Below are 17,843 nucleotides of genomic sequence, written 5' to 3'. Positions count from 1 at the left end.
CGGTTGATGGCACTCTATAATAAAATAATTTTTTTATGTAATCATGTCAATATAAATATTGTGGAAGCTTTAAATGTACTTTGAAAAAGTATGTAAGCATTCATATAGGCGTTGTTGTATACTCTGAATTCGTTGTGGGTCAATACTCAGTGTATGCGGGTCAAAATATTTTTCATTCAAGAATAATGCCTTTGATAATGAAATCCGTATAATTGGCAGCAAGTGCTTTGCATAGCGATACATAATGTAACGTTTTGCAGGTGTACCAATACTAAATGGCGTTGTCACGGTATATTTTTCGCCAGCAAATGCCTTTTTTAAAAGCCCTAATAATTTTAATGCTGCTGTTTGGTCACAGGTAGTGATATCCGAGCCATTGCTGGCACCATGTTCCAGTGTGATGATGGGGCGTGGGCTTCCTGCATCAGGTGCAATAGGTGGGGCCACCGGTGCTATCGTATGACATACAATGATGAATCGGCTAGTTTTACAAGCTTGTTCAATTCTGCTGTGGAAAGGGAACCAATAGCGTTTAATCATCGCAGCAATAGCAATCTCATCGGGGAAGATACCAGGTGGGAAAATCTGTTTCTTTTGTGACGTTACTGTTTTAATAACCCCATTGTGTGCTTTTGGTGGCAGACTGTAGGGGTCCCTATCCACATCTATAAACAGGCGGTGCACCGGTGTGGTAATGACAGTACCAATTTCCTTAAGAGCAAAACACTCACAAGCAGCAGTATCAGCTTCAAAGAACAACTCAAGCTCACTGAGCGTGCAAAAGTCTGCCAGTTCATCTGGCACTTTATATCCTCCATGAGGTATAATGAAACAAAAAGGCTTTTTCATAGGATGTTTGCAGTATGCTGTAAAAATAAATTATAGTATTGTAGCCTACGTTTATGCTATTTATGCAAGTAAATTATATTGACTAATTCTAAGCGGTGTATTTTTATTGAGAATGTGATGATTTAAATAAAGAAGTAGTTACTCTTAGTGGGTATATTATTTAAACTATTGCAGTGAATGTTTAGTTAATGCTATTGTACCAAAGTAAAACAGTGAAAGCTGAAAGCTTTTCGTAAAGTTTGAAAGGGATATACGCAGAAGGGTACGAGTGATAAAGAGTCCTTTTTTACTGTGGTATAGATTCAAATATGTGACAAGAGAAAAGATTTTTTTATATCTTGGAGATCATTGTTAAAATCTATTTACGGAGGAACATTTAATGAAACCTTACAGTATAGATAAATTGGGCGAAGATATCCTTGAGATTTTATCCAATGATGCACGAACATCAGCTGAAGATATTGCTCGGCAGCTTAATGTAAGTGCAGATAAAGTTGCAAAATATATAAAGAAGCTTGAAAAGGACCGAATCATCCTGCGCTATAAAACGCATATCAACTGGCAGCGCATAAAGCAACATGAGGTAAGGGCGCTCATTGAAGTTAAGGTAACTCCGCAGCGAGGAGTTGGCTTTGATTCGGTTGCAGAAGTCATTTACCGCTTCCCTGAGGTCACGGCGGTATATCTTTTATCGGGGGGCTATGATTTGCTGGTGCAGGTTGAGGGGCCATCGCTTAAAGAAGTTGCAACATTTGTAGCTGAGAAGCTTGCAACAATTGATCACGTGCAATCAACGGTCACTCATTTTATGCTCAAAAAATACAAGGAGGACGGCGACATCCTTGTGGATCAGCCTGAGGGCAAACGCCTTCCGGTAAGCTTTTAGTATATGCATATACTGAAAAGAGTCTATCAACAGTTACTATCGCACTATGGTCCACAGCACTGGTGGCCTGCAGAGACTAGCTTTGAAGTAACTATCGGCGCAATTCTGGCTCAAAATATCTCATGGGCTAATGCTGCAAAAGCAGTTGAAAATCTCAAAAAACACAAGCTTTTATCACCACAGGCGCTTTACAAAAAAAGTGCTGGGGCCATAGCTCCATACATTACATCTTCAGGATACTATAATCAGAAAGCTGGTGCCATTGCTGCATTTTTACATTGGTTTAAGCAATATGATTTCAGCTTTGAATCATTGCAGAGATTACCTACCGATACGCTTCGTAAAGAATTGCTTTCACTCCCTCGCATAGGCCCCGAAACGTGTGATTCCATATTGCTATATGCACTTAATAGAAAAATATTTGTTGTAGATGCTTATACTAAAAGAATATTCACACGCTTTGGGATTTTAACGGGGAACGAGGATTATATGGCAATACAGGAGTTCTTTCATAAAAACTTTGAGGGCACGGTACAGGATTATAATGAGTATCATGCATTAATTGTAAAACACGGTAAGGATGTGTGCACAAAAAAACCACACTGTGATAAATGTTGTATAGCGCAGGTGTGCGGTAAGGTACTGTAAGCTTTATTAGTATGTGTTATACTTAAAGGTTTACACATTTCTTTTTATTATTGTCTTAAACGGCTTTAAAGATTCATAAATATCATGCAGTTGTGTTTGAATAATTTTATACAGTTCATTAATATCAATTTCACAATAAATATGGACTAATCTGTTTTTAAAACGAGCCATCATTACTAACGTATCAACCAATGACGTATCAATTAAACCCTGCTGAAAACATAATTGTGAATGTATCTGTATAATTGTTTGGTGGTCTGAAATTATTATTTGCTATTATGTGAGATCTATAATACTTGCAATTGCGACTATGACATCGCATTTTGCGCTTGTAACGTTAAGGGCATCCGCACTAATTTTTTTAATGAGAGCTTTTTTAAACCTTCAAAGATCTTTGGTGCTGTACTGATTTTTAGAAAATATTTTCGTAAATTTGGTTTCATTAAATAATAACACCTACTATCTCTTTGCTGTGATTTTTTATGTGTGGCAGAAAATCAATGTCTTGATGACATTGTATTTAAAGGCAAAGGTGCTGTGTTAAGTGCTCTAACATTAACATTAATAAAATATTTCCTAATGGCTTTCATTAGTTATTATTTACATTGCAACGCAAAGTCCATGATAGAATCTATTGTATCGTTTAAATACATTGCGATGCCAATATCAATGAAGTCATCAACTGATAATAATGAACCGTGAAGGTATGCAAAGAAAATAGTAGTATGGTTGTGCAGCACCATTTTTTCAAATGGAAATAATTTTATACTTTTCGTTCATAGTAAAGTTATGTGTTTTCATATCATTTTGTGTTATTCAATAACATGTAGTTTGGATAGTATGCATATTTGCTACGAAAACAATATAAAAAATAGTTGAAAAAAGTTAGCATTACATTATATCAATTTGCTAACAGTAACATTGATAAGTTATATATAGAAAAAGTGTAATTTTTTATGAAGATATTATCTATAATCCCCGCCATAATTATAATTACATTTTTGCCTGCGTTTGGTTATGCTTTAATATTTGCTGATACGTATTATACAAATACTTGCGCTGGCAAAGAAGGGTATGTTCAGGGATTGGGCATTGGGGTATCATGTGACATCCCTTTTAAGCTTAGTGGTTTACAAGCAATGTGGTATTGTTCATCATCTATAAGTTATGGGCAGAAATATGCAGATAAGCCATGGAATACCAGCATATTTTTATTCCCAGTTACAGGAGGGATGTACCTTGACTATACCTTTGCCACATGTCCTATTAAAATGAATGCTGGAATTGGCGGTGGTGCAGTATATATACGCAAATATACGCCAAAACACTATGGCCCGTATATGGATGTTTCGCAAACAGAAGTACATGATTCACTTGGGCCGCGTATAGAAGCAATCATAGGGTTAGGGTATATAATAACCCAGAAAATATCTTTCTTTATACGAGCAGGATATCAATTTGCATGGTGTGATGAAGAGTACATTGAAAAAAATATTCATGGAAGTTTAATTTATTGTGGTCTGCAGTGGACGCTGCAAGGTATTAATAAGGGGTTGTTTGATGAATAGGAAATACTGGAATGCGTTTATTCTCTGTTTGCTGACATTTCTGCTATGTATGAGCAGTACTGGATGTGATGCTGTCAGGAATGAGGAGCCTCTGAAGATATGTTTTATCCGCAATGGTGATGTGTGGGTTATGGATGAGGATGGGAGTAACGAAATGCAATTAACATATTCAGGCCATGATGATAATCCTTCATGGTCTGCTTGTGGGAGATATATACTATTTGTAAGAAACGTAGAAGGTTATGAAGAAATATATTTGATTAATAACGATGGAAAAAATGAAACAAGGTTGACGTTCACTGGAGAGGACGAAAACTACTTTTCACCTACATGGATGCCTGATGGATCTGGAATTGTGTATGGCAGAAGATTCACAGATACATATTATATTGGTGTAATGAATAAGAGTGGTGTTACCATTAAAGAGTTTATTGCTTCAGGAGTGGATTCTTATATTATAGGCATTAGCGTTTCACCTGACTCTGCTAAAGCAAGTTATATATGGGGAGCTAGCAATATTGTAGGTATTATGAACTTGGTCAATGGAGTAAATTATGCAAATCAATATGGTATAACTAATTGTTACGATATTACATTTGCACCACATGGAGAAGTGATTGTTTATATTGATGGGTATAATCCTAATATTATTCATTGTTATAATTTAGTGTTAGCTAACACTATTGATTATACACTCCCTTATATACTAAGCTTTAATAGTGATCTATCGTTTTCGCCTTCGGGGGATAAAATTGTTTTTGTGTATAACTTTAATATTTATGGTTACGACATAAAAACAAATCAAACAAATTTAATTAAAGTAAATGGTCAACAACCCTGCTTTATAGGTAAACCCAGATAAAATATATGACTTGATTTCCGTAAATTTAGAGATTATTATAAGCGTAGTTTTTATTGTGTGATTTTTAAAAGCAGTGTATCCAATTGCCATTTTTAAGTTTTTGACTTATGATAGTGCTGGCAGGATAACTTGTGGCTGCGATTAATAACCTTGTAAGCATGGTTGGTGTATATAAATATTTTTTTAAGGAGGTTTGTCATGAAGACAAATGCGCCACGGTCCATCGTATGGTGGATTTCTGTTGTAATAGGTCTACTGGGGATTATCGGCAGGTTTGTTGCAATTCCAGTGCTGTCTGCTTACTCATGGTGGCTTGTAACAATAGGTTTTGTTATACTGGCACTTGCCACTGTAATCAAAGGATTATAATTTCCGGTTACTATCGCCACAAAATTTTGTAACTTAGGGGAACTGTATCACTGAGCACAGCATTCCTGCTGCGTTTGATGCGGTGTTTGGATTGTACATATCAAGCTTCCACGTACCATCCACAACAAAGTTGTAGCGGAATGCTCCTTTAGGCAAGCGCTTCTTAAGGCGCCAAATCCCAGAACTATCTTTTTTTAGCAAATCAATTTCGGGATTCCAGTTATTGAAATCGCCAGCAAGTGCCACGATTGATGCATTTGGTGCATACAACCTGAATTCAACTAGCCGTATATTTTCATCAAGAATCTTGAAACTAACCTGTGTGCCTTCCGGAAGCTTTTCCTGTCGAACAATAGAAAAATATGATCCAGCATTGTCATCGGCAATGTCCTGGTTTGTAGGATCATTAATCCAAACACCATCAACCAGAAATTTATAGCGCACAATACGCTCGTCATCATCATAAGGAATTATGTAAAACCATACTCCATGAGAGCTTCGTTCCATGGGTTGTTTTTTCCAGTATGAAAAATCACCGGCTATATACACTTTGTGGGCACTTCGGTTTTTGTAGGTTATCAGTGTGCCTTTGAGTATTTGTGGCATGCCAGGCTTACTATGTGAGACAGTTACCGGTGAGGGCGGTGAAGCTTTTGAAAGAGTGTACAGCGAAAAATAAGGAACACTTTTTGAGGGCACATAATCGTTAGTAGAGAAATAACACAGTGTGATGATAAGCATAATCCATTGCAGCGATTTTGGCATGGAACACAAGCTCCTGGTGCTAAATTTTACGCTTTATAATTGCATATTAATATGTCGATAGGTATAGAGAAAATATTTATATGATTTTGCTGTAAATGCATATTAATATATAATTAGAAAAATATGTTTGATTTTTAAAATAGAATATGATGAGTATGTTTATGTCACATTATCTGACAGGAGAATAACAGATCGCGAGAATCCATTATGGCAGTTACCGAAGAGATACAGAATCTGGCTCCAGAAGAAGAAGCTGAAATAAAACGCATTGTTGATTCGTTTGATTCTGAACTATCATCTATTGCTCAGATGCGCGGTAAGGTAAGTGTTATCCAGGCTGATTCTACTGCAGATGATTTTACCATTACACCAGGTGAAAAGTCAGAAACAGGTGAGCTAGAAGCTGTGCCTGAAGTGTATGAAGAGCCTGAAGAGATAGTTGACATAACTGATATGATTCAGGAAGTGCCGGAGGAAGCTCCGCCGTCGGGTAAAGAAGAGGCATTACCTGAGTTTGAATTTGAGGAACCAGCAACCTTTGAAGAAGCTCCAAAAGAAACAGAAATAGCAGTTGAAGAACAATTGCCAAAGGAGTTGCTGGAAGAAGAAATACCTGCATTTGAAGAAAAGGAAATACCACCACGACCATCAAAAAAAGAAGTAAGTCCACTTGATGAACTGGAAGAGCTTACAAAATTTGAACCTGAAACTGTTGAAGCTCACGAAATCCGTACCGATGAATTTGTGACTGAAGAGCCACGTGGGCCACGTGATGTAAGCTTGGATGAGGACATACATCTTTCTGAAATTGGGGCAGAAGAGGTATCGGAGATATCAGAAATAAAGGCGGAGGAGTTGCCCCAGGCGGATCTATCGGCATTAGGCATTGATGAGGAAATGCCACAGCCGGCAGCGTTTGAAGAAATTTCAAAAGAAGAAGAGCCACCACGAGCGCGATTTGAAACACCTTCATTTGATGAGCTTGAAAGCTTTGAAGAGCCAGTACGAAAAGCAGAAAAGGTTGAACGTGCTGTTGAAGAATTCAGACCTGAGTTTGAGGGATTAGGTGAAGAGGAAACACAGCCCATATCAATGGAGGAAAGTGTTGAGATATCAGATGCAGAATTGCGGCGGCTTAAAAAAGCATTACTCCTGCTTCACCCAACTCTAAGAAGGAAAATTAAAGATATAATTTTACAGGACCAGTTATCCCCTGAAGATACGCGAAAGCTCATCGACCTTATTGTTTCTGGAAAGCCTGAAGACAATATTCAGCGCTTCATTGAAAAAAAGCTTAATATACGGCTTACCCTTGAGGAAGAAATCCCACAAAGAAGAGTCATCACTGCGCGTCCTGAATATACCCGTGAAGGGATGCAGCGACAACAGCGGCTTTTACGGCAGACAAAGATTATTGCAGCGGCAATACTTGTTGGATTTGTATTAACAGTAACTGTCTATCAGTATATTTATAAGCCATTTATGGCCAAACGGCTTATCAACAAGGGGGTGGCTTTGATACTTGAGCCGGGCGACCCTGCCACTAAAAAGGTGAAGGATTATAAAAAGGCAGAAGAACTTTTTGAATACGTTGACCAGCATTATAAAAAGGATTATCTTTATGGCTATAATGCCTATGCGCGGGCATACTTTAAAAAGAGAGAGTTTGATTATTCGTATACTAAACTAAAACGCGCATTTCAGATTAATAATCGGGATATTGATACACTGAACAATACTGGGTATTTCTTTGCCAAAATACCGCAAAACTATTATACCCGTATTCAAAACGATGCCATTAAAACATTTGCGCCCAAAGGCACCTATGAGATTTCACAGGTTGATCTTGCAATTATGATGTATAACAGAGCGTTAGCTATTGACCCAAAAAATATCACCGCTCTGTTTGGTATTGGTAATGCTTACTTGTATCAGGGGCAGTATTTAAAATCACGCCAGTATTTTGAGAATATTCTTAAAGTAGATCCTAATTCCTGGGTTGGCTATGCAGGCCTTCTTAATCTTTTTATTGAGCGAGATAATCTGCCCGAAGTGCTTTCAATACATACGGACCTGCGTGCGCGAGACATTCTCACGGATATCCCGTCGCCACTTTTGGCCAAGTTAGCCCATTACTACTTAGGCAAAAACCGTTCGGATACGTTCAATGTGCGTGTTGATTTAGGTATACAATCACCACGGCTCAAGGACGAAGAGGATAATTTAATACCAGCATGCCGTGGTGTGCTTGATGCATTAAAAGAAAAGGATCCGGATTATCCTCCTTTGTATGTTGCCAGTGCTAAGTTAGCTGCAGCACAGAAGAACCTTAAGCTTGTTGAAATGCTCTTAAAAGAAGCTGAACAAAAAGCAGAGGAAAAAGGCGAACGTTATTTTGCAGCACTGCATCTTTTAGGTGAATACAACTATACAATAAAGCAACCGGTTGAAGCGTATAAATACTTAAATGCAGCTATCACAGCATATCAGTACCCACCAGAGTTCACCTATGAGGATTTTTACTACGAATCTGAATCAATAGGTAAAACATACGCCTACCTTGGCCATATCTTTTATTATTTCTTTGATAAGGTTACATTAAGGTTTGGCGATGAGCTTGATGAAGCGCTTCTTGATGAGGAATCTGATAAAATGGCAAATTTAGATATTGCACGGCAAAAGTATGAGCTTGCCTTGCAGGAAAACTTTTCCTCTCCTGAAGTGCGCTATAACCTGGGCCGGATATACTATGTAAACCAGAATTACCAGCAGGCACTTGAGCAATGGCTTAATCTGTATGAAGATATTGTAACCAATCCCCAGGTTATGTTTGCGATAGGCAATGCGTTCTATCATATGAATAACTTAGAGGCAAGTAAGGGTGAGTATTTAAAGATGATTGCTGTGTTTGAACGTAAGGCCGAAGCGATACGGATGCCTAGGGCTGACCGACAGGAACATCTGATTATCTTCCAGTCGCTGGCATCAGCATATAATAATTTAGGTGCAGTATATCAGATCCAGGGGAATGAAACCAAAAGCAGCATTGCTTATTGGAAGGCTATAGAGTATGCCTCACGCCTTGGTATGGAAAATGAATTTGCTCGTGTCAACCTTGCACGTGGATTCAAGCCACGGACTCAGCCCATTATGCCTATCCTTGATGAAAACATTCCATATAGCATTGATATCTTCAGAGCTGAACTGCGGTAATAATTATTATTATATGGCCTCTCTTCAAGGAAGCAAGATGATGTAACAAAATCTATTTTAAAAAAATGCTTGTACGTATGATAGAGGTATGTATTATGTCGCATCAAATCCTTTCATACATATAACCGTAAAAAGCTTAAAATGACAGTGTTGGGAAAGTCATCCTGAACTTGATTCAGGATCTATTACAACAAAAAAGATTCCGGATCAAGTCCGGAATGACAGGGTGGGAAAAAATTCCGGGACAAGCCCGGAATGACAGGGTGGCAAAAGATTCCGGGGTAAGCCCGGAATGATGGTGATGAGCACATCGGAATGCGATAATGAAATCCAATTATTGGGGGAACATACATCTCTATGCAGACTGTTCATCTGTTCTATGAAGATGATTATAATGAAACAAAAAGCGTGGCATTGAATGATAAATCAATTTTAGAATATATTGCCAAACATTCATTTACTCCCGACAGCCGTTTTTTGCTGAAAACTGAAAGCTTTGTTCTTTCTTGCGCGTATGCCAATAATAAAATGCTGTCGCTATCCAATTCGCGTACTCGTATTCTGCCACATCAGGTGGAAAGCACCTATACAATTGTCAATTCGCTGCACAAGCGTTTTTTGATAGCTGATGAAGTTGGATTGGGTAAGACAATTGAAGCAGGACTTGTGATAAAGGAGCTATCGTACCGCTACAATTATGATAGGGTGTGCATTGTGTGCCCGGCAAGCCTGCAGTACCAGTGGCAGCATGAAATGCAGAGCAAATTCAATGAAGAATTTACGATAGTAGATAAAAAAATATATCATAAACACAGGGGCAATCCCTGGCAATTGAATAAGATTATCTGCTCAATTGATTTTATTAAGAACAAAAAGTTTGTAGATAGTTTGTCACAGGTGCAGTGGGACACTGTTGTCATTGATGAAGCCCATCGGTTGCGCCGTGATGCACTCACTCAGACAAAATCATACCAGGTGGCTGAAATCCTTGCCAAAAATAGCAAGGCATTGCTGCTGCTTTCAGCAACACCGTTTAGAGGTAAATTAGAAGAGCTTTATTATCTCATTTCGCTTCTTGATAAAAATCTTTTAGGGTCTTTGCACAGCTTTCAGCAAACTTACTGTGTGCCGGATGCCAACCTTGCGCCATTGAAACAAAAAATATCCTCAGTGGTAATTAGGAGGACTAAACGTGATGTTGGCGGGTTTACCAGGCGTCTTGCAAAAACAATACGTTTTGAATTGTATCCTGAGGAACGCATCCTCTATGATGCAACGACTGAATATGTTGCTGACCAGTTTAACAAAGCAATGCAGGCTGATAATCGTGCCATTGGCTTTGTTATGACGGTGTTTCAAAAGCTTTTGGATTCTTCGTCGTATGCGCTGATGTGCGCATTGAAAAAACGGCACGAATATTTAACAGAGCTGAAGGAGAAAAAAGCGCTGCCAGCACTTATGTGGCATGAGATGGATGATGATGCAATTGAAGATGTAGATGATATTGTAGCTGTTGAAAGTGAAGAGCTAGAGAATGAGATAGCAACCCTTGAGAAGCTTGTAGCAATGGCAATTAATGTAGGACGAAATAAAAAAGCAGAAAAACTGCTACAGCTTGTGAAAAAATTAAAAGCCGAAAAGCATGAAAAAATTCTTATCTTTACTCAGTTTAGGACAACTCAGGAATATCTTGCCCAGGTGTTGAAAAACTTTAAGGTAGTACTGTTTCATGGTTCGCTGTCACGCGATGAAAAGGAAGCTGCAATTGAGTCATTTAAAAATGATGCAGAAATCCTGATATGCACTGAGGCAGGCGGTGAGGGGCGTAATCTGCAATTCTGTAATGTGCTTATAAATTATGATCTTCCGTGGTCGCCGCTTAAGGTGGAGCAGCGCATTGGGCGCATTCACCGCTTTGGGCAAAGCAACAATGTCATCATTTACAATTTTGCTACAAGGGATACTGTTGCCGAACGTGTTCTGGAAGTACTTAACCATAAGTTAAAATTGTTTGAAGAATCCTTAGGAACGCCTGATGTAATTTTAGGTGACATCGCTGATGAGCGCTTCTTTAACCGAATTTTTATGGAACTTATTGCAGGCTTAAAAAATAAGCGCAAGGTATCAAAGGACATTGATACCCATCTTCAAAAAGCAAGGGAAAGTTATAGCAAATTGCAGGAGCTTACTGTTGCTCGCAAAATTGACATGAATTTTGATCAGTATTACACAATCACTATGCAGGAACGCGAATTTACCAATGCGCGCATTGAGCAGTTTATGAACGAACTGAAATCAGTTGATACGTCAATTGCACAATGTATATCAGATCCCAACCCCAAAACCGGATTGTATTTTGTGCGCCATAATCCTGCGCATGGCACACCAATTAATAAATTTGGGACATTTAAAAGCCAGATAGCTCTTGAAAACGAAGCTCTTGAATTTTTAGCTTTTGGTCACCCACTTGTTGATTTTGGCATTGCACGGTGTAAGGAGCATGCATTTGGAGGATTTTCAGGTATAAAGCAAATTATTTGTCCGTATGATGCACGAGGTTTGATCTTTCATTATCTTTTGACACTATACGCAAAAGAAGAGGTTCAGCAAATAGTGCCGGTATTTTTGCCAGAGGATATTTTAAACCAGGCCATAGTGGAGGACATTGAACAGGAAGCGCTGCGTCAATACGGTTGTGTGGTGAGTGTTGAAAATGACGTAGCTAAAAACTACTGCGATAGAATAGAGTATTACTATGAGCTATCGCTTGCACGCCTTGAAAAAAAGGTCAGGGCGATAGTTACTGAAATAAAAGAATCAATGAATTTGCATATTGATCCATACCTTGAAAGCCTGCAGCACCATTATCGGCAGGAGATGGATTTTTTGGAAAAACGTCTTGAATGGCAGGAGTGCCAAAGGAAGTGGTATGGCAAAGATATGCATAGTGCCATGACTAGGACAAAAAATATGATGAAAAAAATTGAAGAAGAATTCAAAATCCGCCTTGAGCAGTACTCTGGATTTGCAGATGTACAATGGAATTATAGACTTATTAATGTAGGAATATTGATTTGCAAAAAGTCTTCATTTTAAGAATGCTTTTTTAAGCTTTTCCATTTCCCTGCTTGTGGGTATAAACTGAATACCCATGCCGGCTTTGTGGTTGCCCTCTTCGTGCTTGCGTACCCAACGCACAGTGCCTTTAAGTGTTATGCTTTCTTCAGGTGAAAGGTATACCTCAATGTCAACAGTGCTTCCCGGATGCACTGGTTCGGGCGTTGAAATGAACATCCCGCCTTCGCTGATATCATGTGCGGTGCTGAACGTAATGCCTTCCATGCTTTCAACTATAGATTTGCATTTTTTTGACACACGAGTATATTTTCGTTTTTCAGCCATAGTTGCCTCGCTTGTGTTGTGTTATTTTCAATGGCTGTATTATAAGTGATGGGTAAAAGAAATGCAATAAAAATTTTTGCTTAAACGATTTGTTTCCGTCAACAGCAATACATAAATAAAATGATTGCAAATGTTGCCGCCAGTTTTAAGCTATACATGTTACTACCATAAAACTAATCAGGAGCGCACGTGCGTATCTTTTATTCATACAGAAAGGTGTTATTCCCGCATTGCGGAGTTACAGTGCCCATAAAAAGAAAGTTGATTGCGCAACGCTATGCGCAGGGTGATACGGTTATTGTATATCCTGTAAAATCAGTGCACGATTATTTTTCTATTAAAAATGTAGGGGTGCTTGCGGAGGTGATGAAAGTGGAGCTATCGGACACAACATATTTGCTGTCGTTAAAAGGGCTCAAACGTGTGAAGATACTTAGCAGGAAGGGATTGTTCCAATGCCAGTATGAAGAAATTGATGAAACGCTACCAGCAAAAACAGAGCTGGCGGAAAAAATCAGAAAAAAAGCTCAGGAATTAATTTTTTTGATAAATGTTGATGAATCGGACAAACTGATACATCTTTTAAATTATATATCAGACGGGGCGCAGCTTACAGATTTTATTGCAAATTATTTCATACTTGACTATGATGAACGTATTACATTGCTCAATACAATTGATGTGAAACAGCGTATTGCAAAGATTATAACGCTTTTAGATGAACTTATTGCAGGAGTAAAAAGAAAAAGGGAGAGCGAAATACATGAAAAAGAAAATATACCAGGATGATGTGTTGTATACCATTGCATGGTCACCAGTGTATAAGTTTGACAAGTATTCAATAACAAAAATAATTCCAGAGCTTGCTGGCATTGTTGCCATTATGGAAAAGCTTAATGAAGACACATATCATTATGTGTTGTTTTACAGTTGCTGGCGAGATGGAATGAGGCTTGGACTTAAAAATTTACTTGATCCAATTTTTACACGACATCCTGACTTGGCAAAAGCAATGGAAGGCAGGGAATTGTGGTATAAATATACAGCAGTTGATACCAACCCCTTTGATGTACAGGATATATTGTGGTGGCTTATCCAGAATTATGAACCAGAGCTTAACGACATATCCAATTATCAGAATTCAAAGCGTTATAAAAATATATATGTGCGTGAGATGGAACTAGATAAGGAAACAGTAGTAGAGCGCCTTCCAAAATTTGGCTTTTAATTGGCAAGCTTCACATCGTTCAGTGTGTAAATGTGGCTGACATTTTGTTTCAACGCTAAAAATTCCAGGATAAATTTTAAACGAGCTGCAGCATCAAGCGGTGATGCTGAAATGGTTTCAATACGTGCTAGAAACTGCTGCATTCTTCGTACATTCTGTGTGCGCTTTTCCCTGTCGGTTTCAAATATGTCCTTTTTAAACAGCACAAATGTATCAAAAATAGCTTTGATAATGTTTTCGTTTTCAATGAGGTATGCTATGTAAAGATTGGTATCAGAGTTATGGACATTGCGGGTAAAAAATTTAAGCAGGGGCAAAATAATATCAGGATACAGGTGTTGGTTGATTAACTCTTTCACTTTTGCCTCTAACTCTGAATCAGCCATTCGTTTTGTGGGATAGGCAAGATGCAGTATGTATGGATTCCCTCGCTGTACTTTAGTATACACAAAATCAAGGAAGCGGTCTAAAGAGTCTTTTCGCTCCATATCAAGCTCACCAAAGGCGCCATCTAGAATATCCTGTGCAATATCCTCAAGCGGGCGTCGCTCTTTGAGCAGCGATTCAATATCTTTTATTTTCTTTTCCTGTTCCATGGATCTTGATTGTCAATATTTTATTCTATAAGCATCTTTTGCAAAACAGATTTAATCTTTTTGATAATGCCTTTATTCACAATCCATAATTCCTTAACAATTCTTTTTTGTCAATAATCCTGATTTGATCAAGTACCATGTATCCTGTTTTGTTCTGAAATTTAAGTTTAACTCTGGTTGGATAGCTGTGTGATTTAGTGGCCATAGGTGCAATAATGATGGTACTAATGGTGTTGTTCATTTTATTGGGTGAGATTGCAATACATGGCTTTGTTTTCTTTATTTCATGGCCAATCGTTGTGTCAAGGTTTATTAAATATAGATGGTATTGTTTTATTATCATCGTTTACCATTCAAAATCAGGGATGTCCATGGAATCATCAATTAATAAAACATCGTGATTTTTTTATGCATTTGTTTGAACTGTTTTGTCCCATCCTTCATGTTTTTTTAGCGGGCTTTACTTTTACTATTATTTTTTTCTTTTTCTTAAAACAGCATATTCACTGTTGAAGGGTTGCACACTACTTTAAAAATAGTGTTAAGGATACGAATACCTTTTGCATTGCCAATTGTTATTATTTTAGTTCTCATAGTGGTTGTCCTTAATAATCGTAATTGCAATGTAATTCCATAAAATAGTTTTAGCAAGCAAAATATTTCTATATGATACATGGGACGCGCAATAACAAATGTTTAAAGAAACATGTTGCTAAATATCTTTCTAAAACCGCTTCATTACTGATAATTTTATAGCTTCTTTAAATGATGCATCGCTGTTATACTCATACACATTGATAACAGCACTCACCAGCGAATACTGATAAAAAGTAAACCCCGCCAGAGCAAAAAAGACAAGCTGGAAATTATTGTCATGCATGTATCCACGGTATGCAAGAGCAGCAAAGCTAACTGTTGATGCAAGCGATAAAAGCCCGGTGGAAATTTTGCCTGTATAAAAATGCCCAAAACCAGGTACCACCAACGAACCCCCTAACGAAACCCACACCGATTTTTTTTGGCGTGCGTTAAAGTTGTCAAATGCAATTTTAAACTTTTCAGCTTCATCACGCAAATCCTTATCGTTAGTGTGTGTAAGAAAAGCATCAAGATCTTTTTTTGCATCATCATAATAATTGAGCACCACCTGAGTGTAAATAAAATTAAGCCTGGCCTGCTGGTTTAGTTTTCCCTGTGGGTACAACGTAAAATATTCCTGAAAATTGCGGTATGCAAAAAATGCAGATCCGTCAAGTAGCCGCATGGTGGCCAAATTGTACAATGCCTGTTCTCCCCACAGTGTGCCTGCATATTTCTGATAGCACTCGTAAGCAATATCAGTTGCGCGGTAGTAGTTGCCGCCAAGAAAATATGCGCGTGCCATTATGAGCATGCTACGTGGATATTCGCTTCCATCAGGGTAGCAGTATTGATAACGCATGCACTCGGTAATGGCATGGTAGTATTCTTTATTGTAAAGATGTGTTGCCGCCAGCTCTAACAGAGGGTCAGCGTTCACGTGTGTGCATATCATGCACACACATAATATGATAAAAAATTTTTTCACTGTGTCATCCATTGCGGTAAAAATTGTTCAGGGTTGTACTGTAAAAATTCATTATATATTTTTGTGCGATAGTTACTGTATAGAAGCTCATTGTAGTGCAGGGCGCTGGTATATGCTGAATACACATTTCCACCATAACCAATTACAGCCAGTGCTCCAAATGTATACATGAGAGCATCATTTCCTTTTGCATGCGAGATATATGTTGCTCCTGCAAGCACTGCAACCGTAACAAAGCTTATAAGCCCGTCGGAGCAATGCTGTGCATAGCAGTGACCTGTGCCAGGCAGGATTGCAGACAGGCCTGCAGCAAGGTAAGGGCTTTTTGCATCACGTTTGGCGTTATTTAATACAGTAAACATTTCTTGCATTTCTTTCAACTCATCGCTGTGAGAGGTGTAAAACGAAAGTGCGGCATCCCAATCGTAGCGAGCAACATGCACTGCTAGCATATTTTTATATACAAGCATTTGCTGCGGTGGATGGCCAAAGCTATCGCATAACGCTAACATTTGCAGTGCATCATTATATTGCTGTAATGAAGTATAGATGTGTGCAAGAAGAAGGTAGTGCCGGGTTTGCTTATTTGGACTTTTGTGTAATATGTGGGCTGCCTCAGCTAGCCTGTTGCCCTTATAGTAACAGTAGGCAATGCTGTAATCCATATCCTGGCCTGCCATCATGCTGTATCGGCGAAGTTCGGCAATACACTGGTAGTATTCATTATTTTTATAAAGCTGAGCGATATACTTTTGAAGGGGTGTTTGAGCAACTGTCTGAAACAACAGTGCCATGATAAGTGGTACAACACACATGTGGGTTACTCGGATATTCGTTGTGGTAGCGGGTCATGTCCCGGCATTGAGTAGGGGTTACACCGGATAAGGCGCTCACCTGCTAAAAATCCCCCTACAATAAAGCCATAGCGCATAACTGCTTGTCTGCCATATTCGCTGCAGGTTGGCTGAAAGCGGCAGTTTGGCCCATCCTGAGGTGAAACAATCACCTGAAACATACGAATAAAAAAATAGCCAATAGCCTGCGCAGCGTTGTGTACATGTGGTGCGGTTTGCTTTTGCCTTTTTGTTTCAGCGGGGATAACAACATCTGCATCCCATGGTGGGAAATCAGCATACACCAAACTTGAAGTGATTATGCACACTATAATCAAAAATATTTTTACTAACAGTTGCCAATTAAAGATAATTTTTTTATGCACACTGCCTCTCCTAAAAAATATTTTACACATCATTCATTAACTTTTTTATGAATTAGCATCATAATTACATGTAATATCGCTTTTGCTCGGCTACGGTGCTTTTTGGAAAGCGCCCGTAGTGATGCCCTGGCCATATAATAGTGTCATCAGGTAGCGATAGTATCCGGTAAATTGATTCCATTATTTGCTTATATGAACCGCCGGGTAAATCAGTTCGCCCCATGCCTTCGGTAAAAAGGGTGTCGCCGGTGAAAACATGGCCTGGTGTGTACAGGCTTATGCTGCCAGGTGTGTGTCCTGGCGTATGGATTACTTCAAGTGATTCATTGCCAAATTTTATTATATCGCCATCGCGCAATGTTTGCATGGGTTTTGGAGATGCACTTCCTTTGTTGAAGCGTGCCATGAGGCGGTTGGCAATTCCGGTTAACTGTTGCACATCAGCTTCGTGAATCAGAAGCTGTGCTTTAGTGAGTTCAATCATTTTACTATTACCTGATGTGTGGTCAAAGTGACCATGAGTATTAATGATGTACTTTACGCTGGCATTATGGTGCTGTATTGCCTGCATGATGTCATCGTAATCACCAGCGGGGTCAATCAGGACTGCTTCTTTTGTTGTTGGGCACACTAAAAGATAGCAAAACACATCCATGGCAGTAACAAGAAGC

General features: G+C 38.7%; 18 protein-coding genes and 1 pseudogene. 10 read left to right on the top strand and 9 right to left on the bottom strand.

Annotated elements, in window-relative coordinates:
- Positions 1–69 precede the first annotated feature (69 nt).
- The gene (locus N3F66_05825) at positions 70–849 is read right to left on the bottom strand and encodes an N-formylglutamate amidohydrolase (GenBank protein ID MCX8123667.1); all 780 of its coding nucleotides are present in this window, start codon (positions 847–849) and stop codon (positions 70–72) included.
- Positions 850–1,228: 379 nt separating this feature from the next.
- On the opposite strand from N3F66_05825, the gene N3F66_05820 reads away from it, so the two are divergent.
- From N3F66_05820 to N3F66_05795, 6 genes are all read left to right on the top strand, one after another.
- On the top strand, positions 1,229–1,735 hold the full coding sequence (locus N3F66_05820; protein MCX8123666.1) for an Lrp/AsnC family transcriptional regulator: 507 nt from the start codon (positions 1,229–1,231) through the stop codon (positions 1,733–1,735).
- Positions 1,736–1,738: 3 nt separating this feature from the next.
- Positions 1,739–2,383 (top strand): endonuclease, encoded by a 645-nt coding sequence (locus tag N3F66_05815; protein ID MCX8123665.1) that lies wholly within the window; start codon positions 1,739–1,741, stop codon positions 2,381–2,383.
- Between the two features lie 486 nt (positions 2,384–2,869).
- Complete coding sequence (locus tag N3F66_05810) at positions 2,870–3,085, top strand: hypothetical protein (protein ID MCX8123664.1); 216 nt, start codon at positions 2,870–2,872, stop codon at positions 3,083–3,085.
- A gap of 254 nt (positions 3,086–3,339) precedes the next feature.
- Positions 3,340–3,951 (top strand): hypothetical protein, encoded by a 612-nt coding sequence (locus N3F66_05805; protein ID MCX8123663.1) that lies wholly within the window; start codon positions 3,340–3,342, stop codon positions 3,949–3,951.
- Positions 3,944–4,813 (top strand): hypothetical protein, encoded by an 870-nt coding sequence (locus tag N3F66_05800; GenBank protein MCX8123662.1) that lies wholly within the window; start codon positions 3,944–3,946, stop codon positions 4,811–4,813. The genes N3F66_05805 and N3F66_05800 overlap by 8 nt, the downstream gene beginning before the upstream one ends.
- A gap of 198 nt (positions 4,814–5,011) precedes the next feature.
- Positions 5,012–5,182, top strand: coding sequence for a hypothetical protein (locus tag N3F66_05795; GenBank protein MCX8123661.1), 171 nt, complete (start codon positions 5,012–5,014; stop codon positions 5,180–5,182).
- Between the two features lie 33 nt (positions 5,183–5,215).
- Here the strand turns inward: N3F66_05795 and N3F66_05790 are convergent, their stop codons facing one another.
- Positions 5,216–5,947: a glycogen-binding domain-containing protein gene (locus N3F66_05790; protein ID MCX8123660.1), complete on the bottom strand. Its 732-nt coding sequence runs from the start codon at positions 5,945–5,947 to the stop codon at positions 5,216–5,218.
- 207 nt (positions 5,948–6,154) lie between these two features.
- Here N3F66_05790 and N3F66_05785 point away from each other — a divergent pair, with 207 nt between their 5' ends.
- Entirely contained in the window at positions 6,155–9,160 is a 3,006-nt protein-coding gene (locus N3F66_05785) for a tetratricopeptide repeat protein (protein MCX8123659.1), read from the top strand.
- 357 nt (positions 9,161–9,517) lie between these two features.
- Positions 9,518–12,256, top strand: coding sequence for an SNF2-related protein (locus tag N3F66_05780; GenBank protein ID MCX8123658.1), 2,739 nt, complete (start codon positions 9,518–9,520; stop codon positions 12,254–12,256).
- Here the strand turns inward: N3F66_05780 and N3F66_05775 are convergent.
- A complete protein-coding gene (locus tag N3F66_05775; GenBank protein MCX8123657.1) occupies positions 12,248–12,562 on the bottom strand; it encodes a PilZ domain-containing protein in 315 nt (104 codons plus the stop codon). The genes N3F66_05780 and N3F66_05775 overlap by 9 nt on opposite strands.
- Before the next feature lie 189 nt (positions 12,563–12,751).
- Between N3F66_05775 and N3F66_05770 the strand changes: the two genes are divergently transcribed.
- Positions 12,752–13,351, top strand: a complete 600-nt coding sequence (locus N3F66_05770) for an LON peptidase substrate-binding domain-containing protein (protein ID MCX8123656.1) — start codon at positions 12,752–12,754, stop codon at positions 13,349–13,351.
- A complete protein-coding gene (locus N3F66_05765) occupies positions 13,326–13,790 on the top strand; it encodes a hypothetical protein (protein MCX8123655.1) in 465 nt (154 codons plus the stop codon). Before N3F66_05770 ends, N3F66_05765 begins: the two co-directional genes overlap by 26 nt.
- Here N3F66_05765 and N3F66_05760 read toward each other — a convergent pair.
- The 6 genes and pseudogenes from N3F66_05760 to N3F66_05735 form a co-directional block, all read right to left on the bottom strand.
- Positions 13,787–14,386, bottom strand: a complete 600-nt coding sequence (locus tag N3F66_05760) for a hypothetical protein (protein ID MCX8123654.1) — start codon at positions 14,384–14,386, stop codon at positions 13,787–13,789. The two genes, N3F66_05765 and N3F66_05760, sit on opposite strands and share 4 nt — an antisense overlap.
- A 20-nt stretch (positions 14,387–14,406) precedes the next feature.
- Positions 14,407–14,729 (bottom strand): annotated as a pseudogene (locus N3F66_05755) (type II toxin-antitoxin system PemK/MazF family toxin).
- A 381-nt stretch (positions 14,730–15,110) separates the two neighbouring features.
- Positions 15,111–15,953, bottom strand: a complete 843-nt coding sequence (locus N3F66_05750; protein ID MCX8123653.1) for a hypothetical protein — start codon at positions 15,951–15,953, stop codon at positions 15,111–15,113.
- Complete coding sequence (locus tag N3F66_05745; protein ID MCX8123652.1) at positions 15,950–16,768, bottom strand: hypothetical protein; 819 nt, start codon at positions 16,766–16,768, stop codon at positions 15,950–15,952. Before N3F66_05745 ends, N3F66_05750 begins: the two co-directional genes overlap by 4 nt.
- Positions 16,769–16,773: 5 nt before the next feature.
- A complete protein-coding gene (gene yidD / locus N3F66_05740; protein ID MCX8123651.1) occupies positions 16,774–17,172 on the bottom strand; it encodes a membrane protein insertion efficiency factor YidD in 399 nt (132 codons plus the stop codon).
- Between the two features lie 64 nt (positions 17,173–17,236).
- The coding region (locus tag N3F66_05735) for an MBL fold metallo-hydrolase (GenBank protein MCX8123650.1) at positions 17,237–17,843 on the bottom strand (607 nt) is incomplete at its 5' end.

The organism is Spirochaetota bacterium (assembly GCA_026414805.1).
GTDB lineage: Bacteria > Spirochaetota > UBA4802 > UBA4802 > UB4802 > UBA4802.
This window is presented reverse-complemented; position numbering and strand designations above follow the sequence as displayed.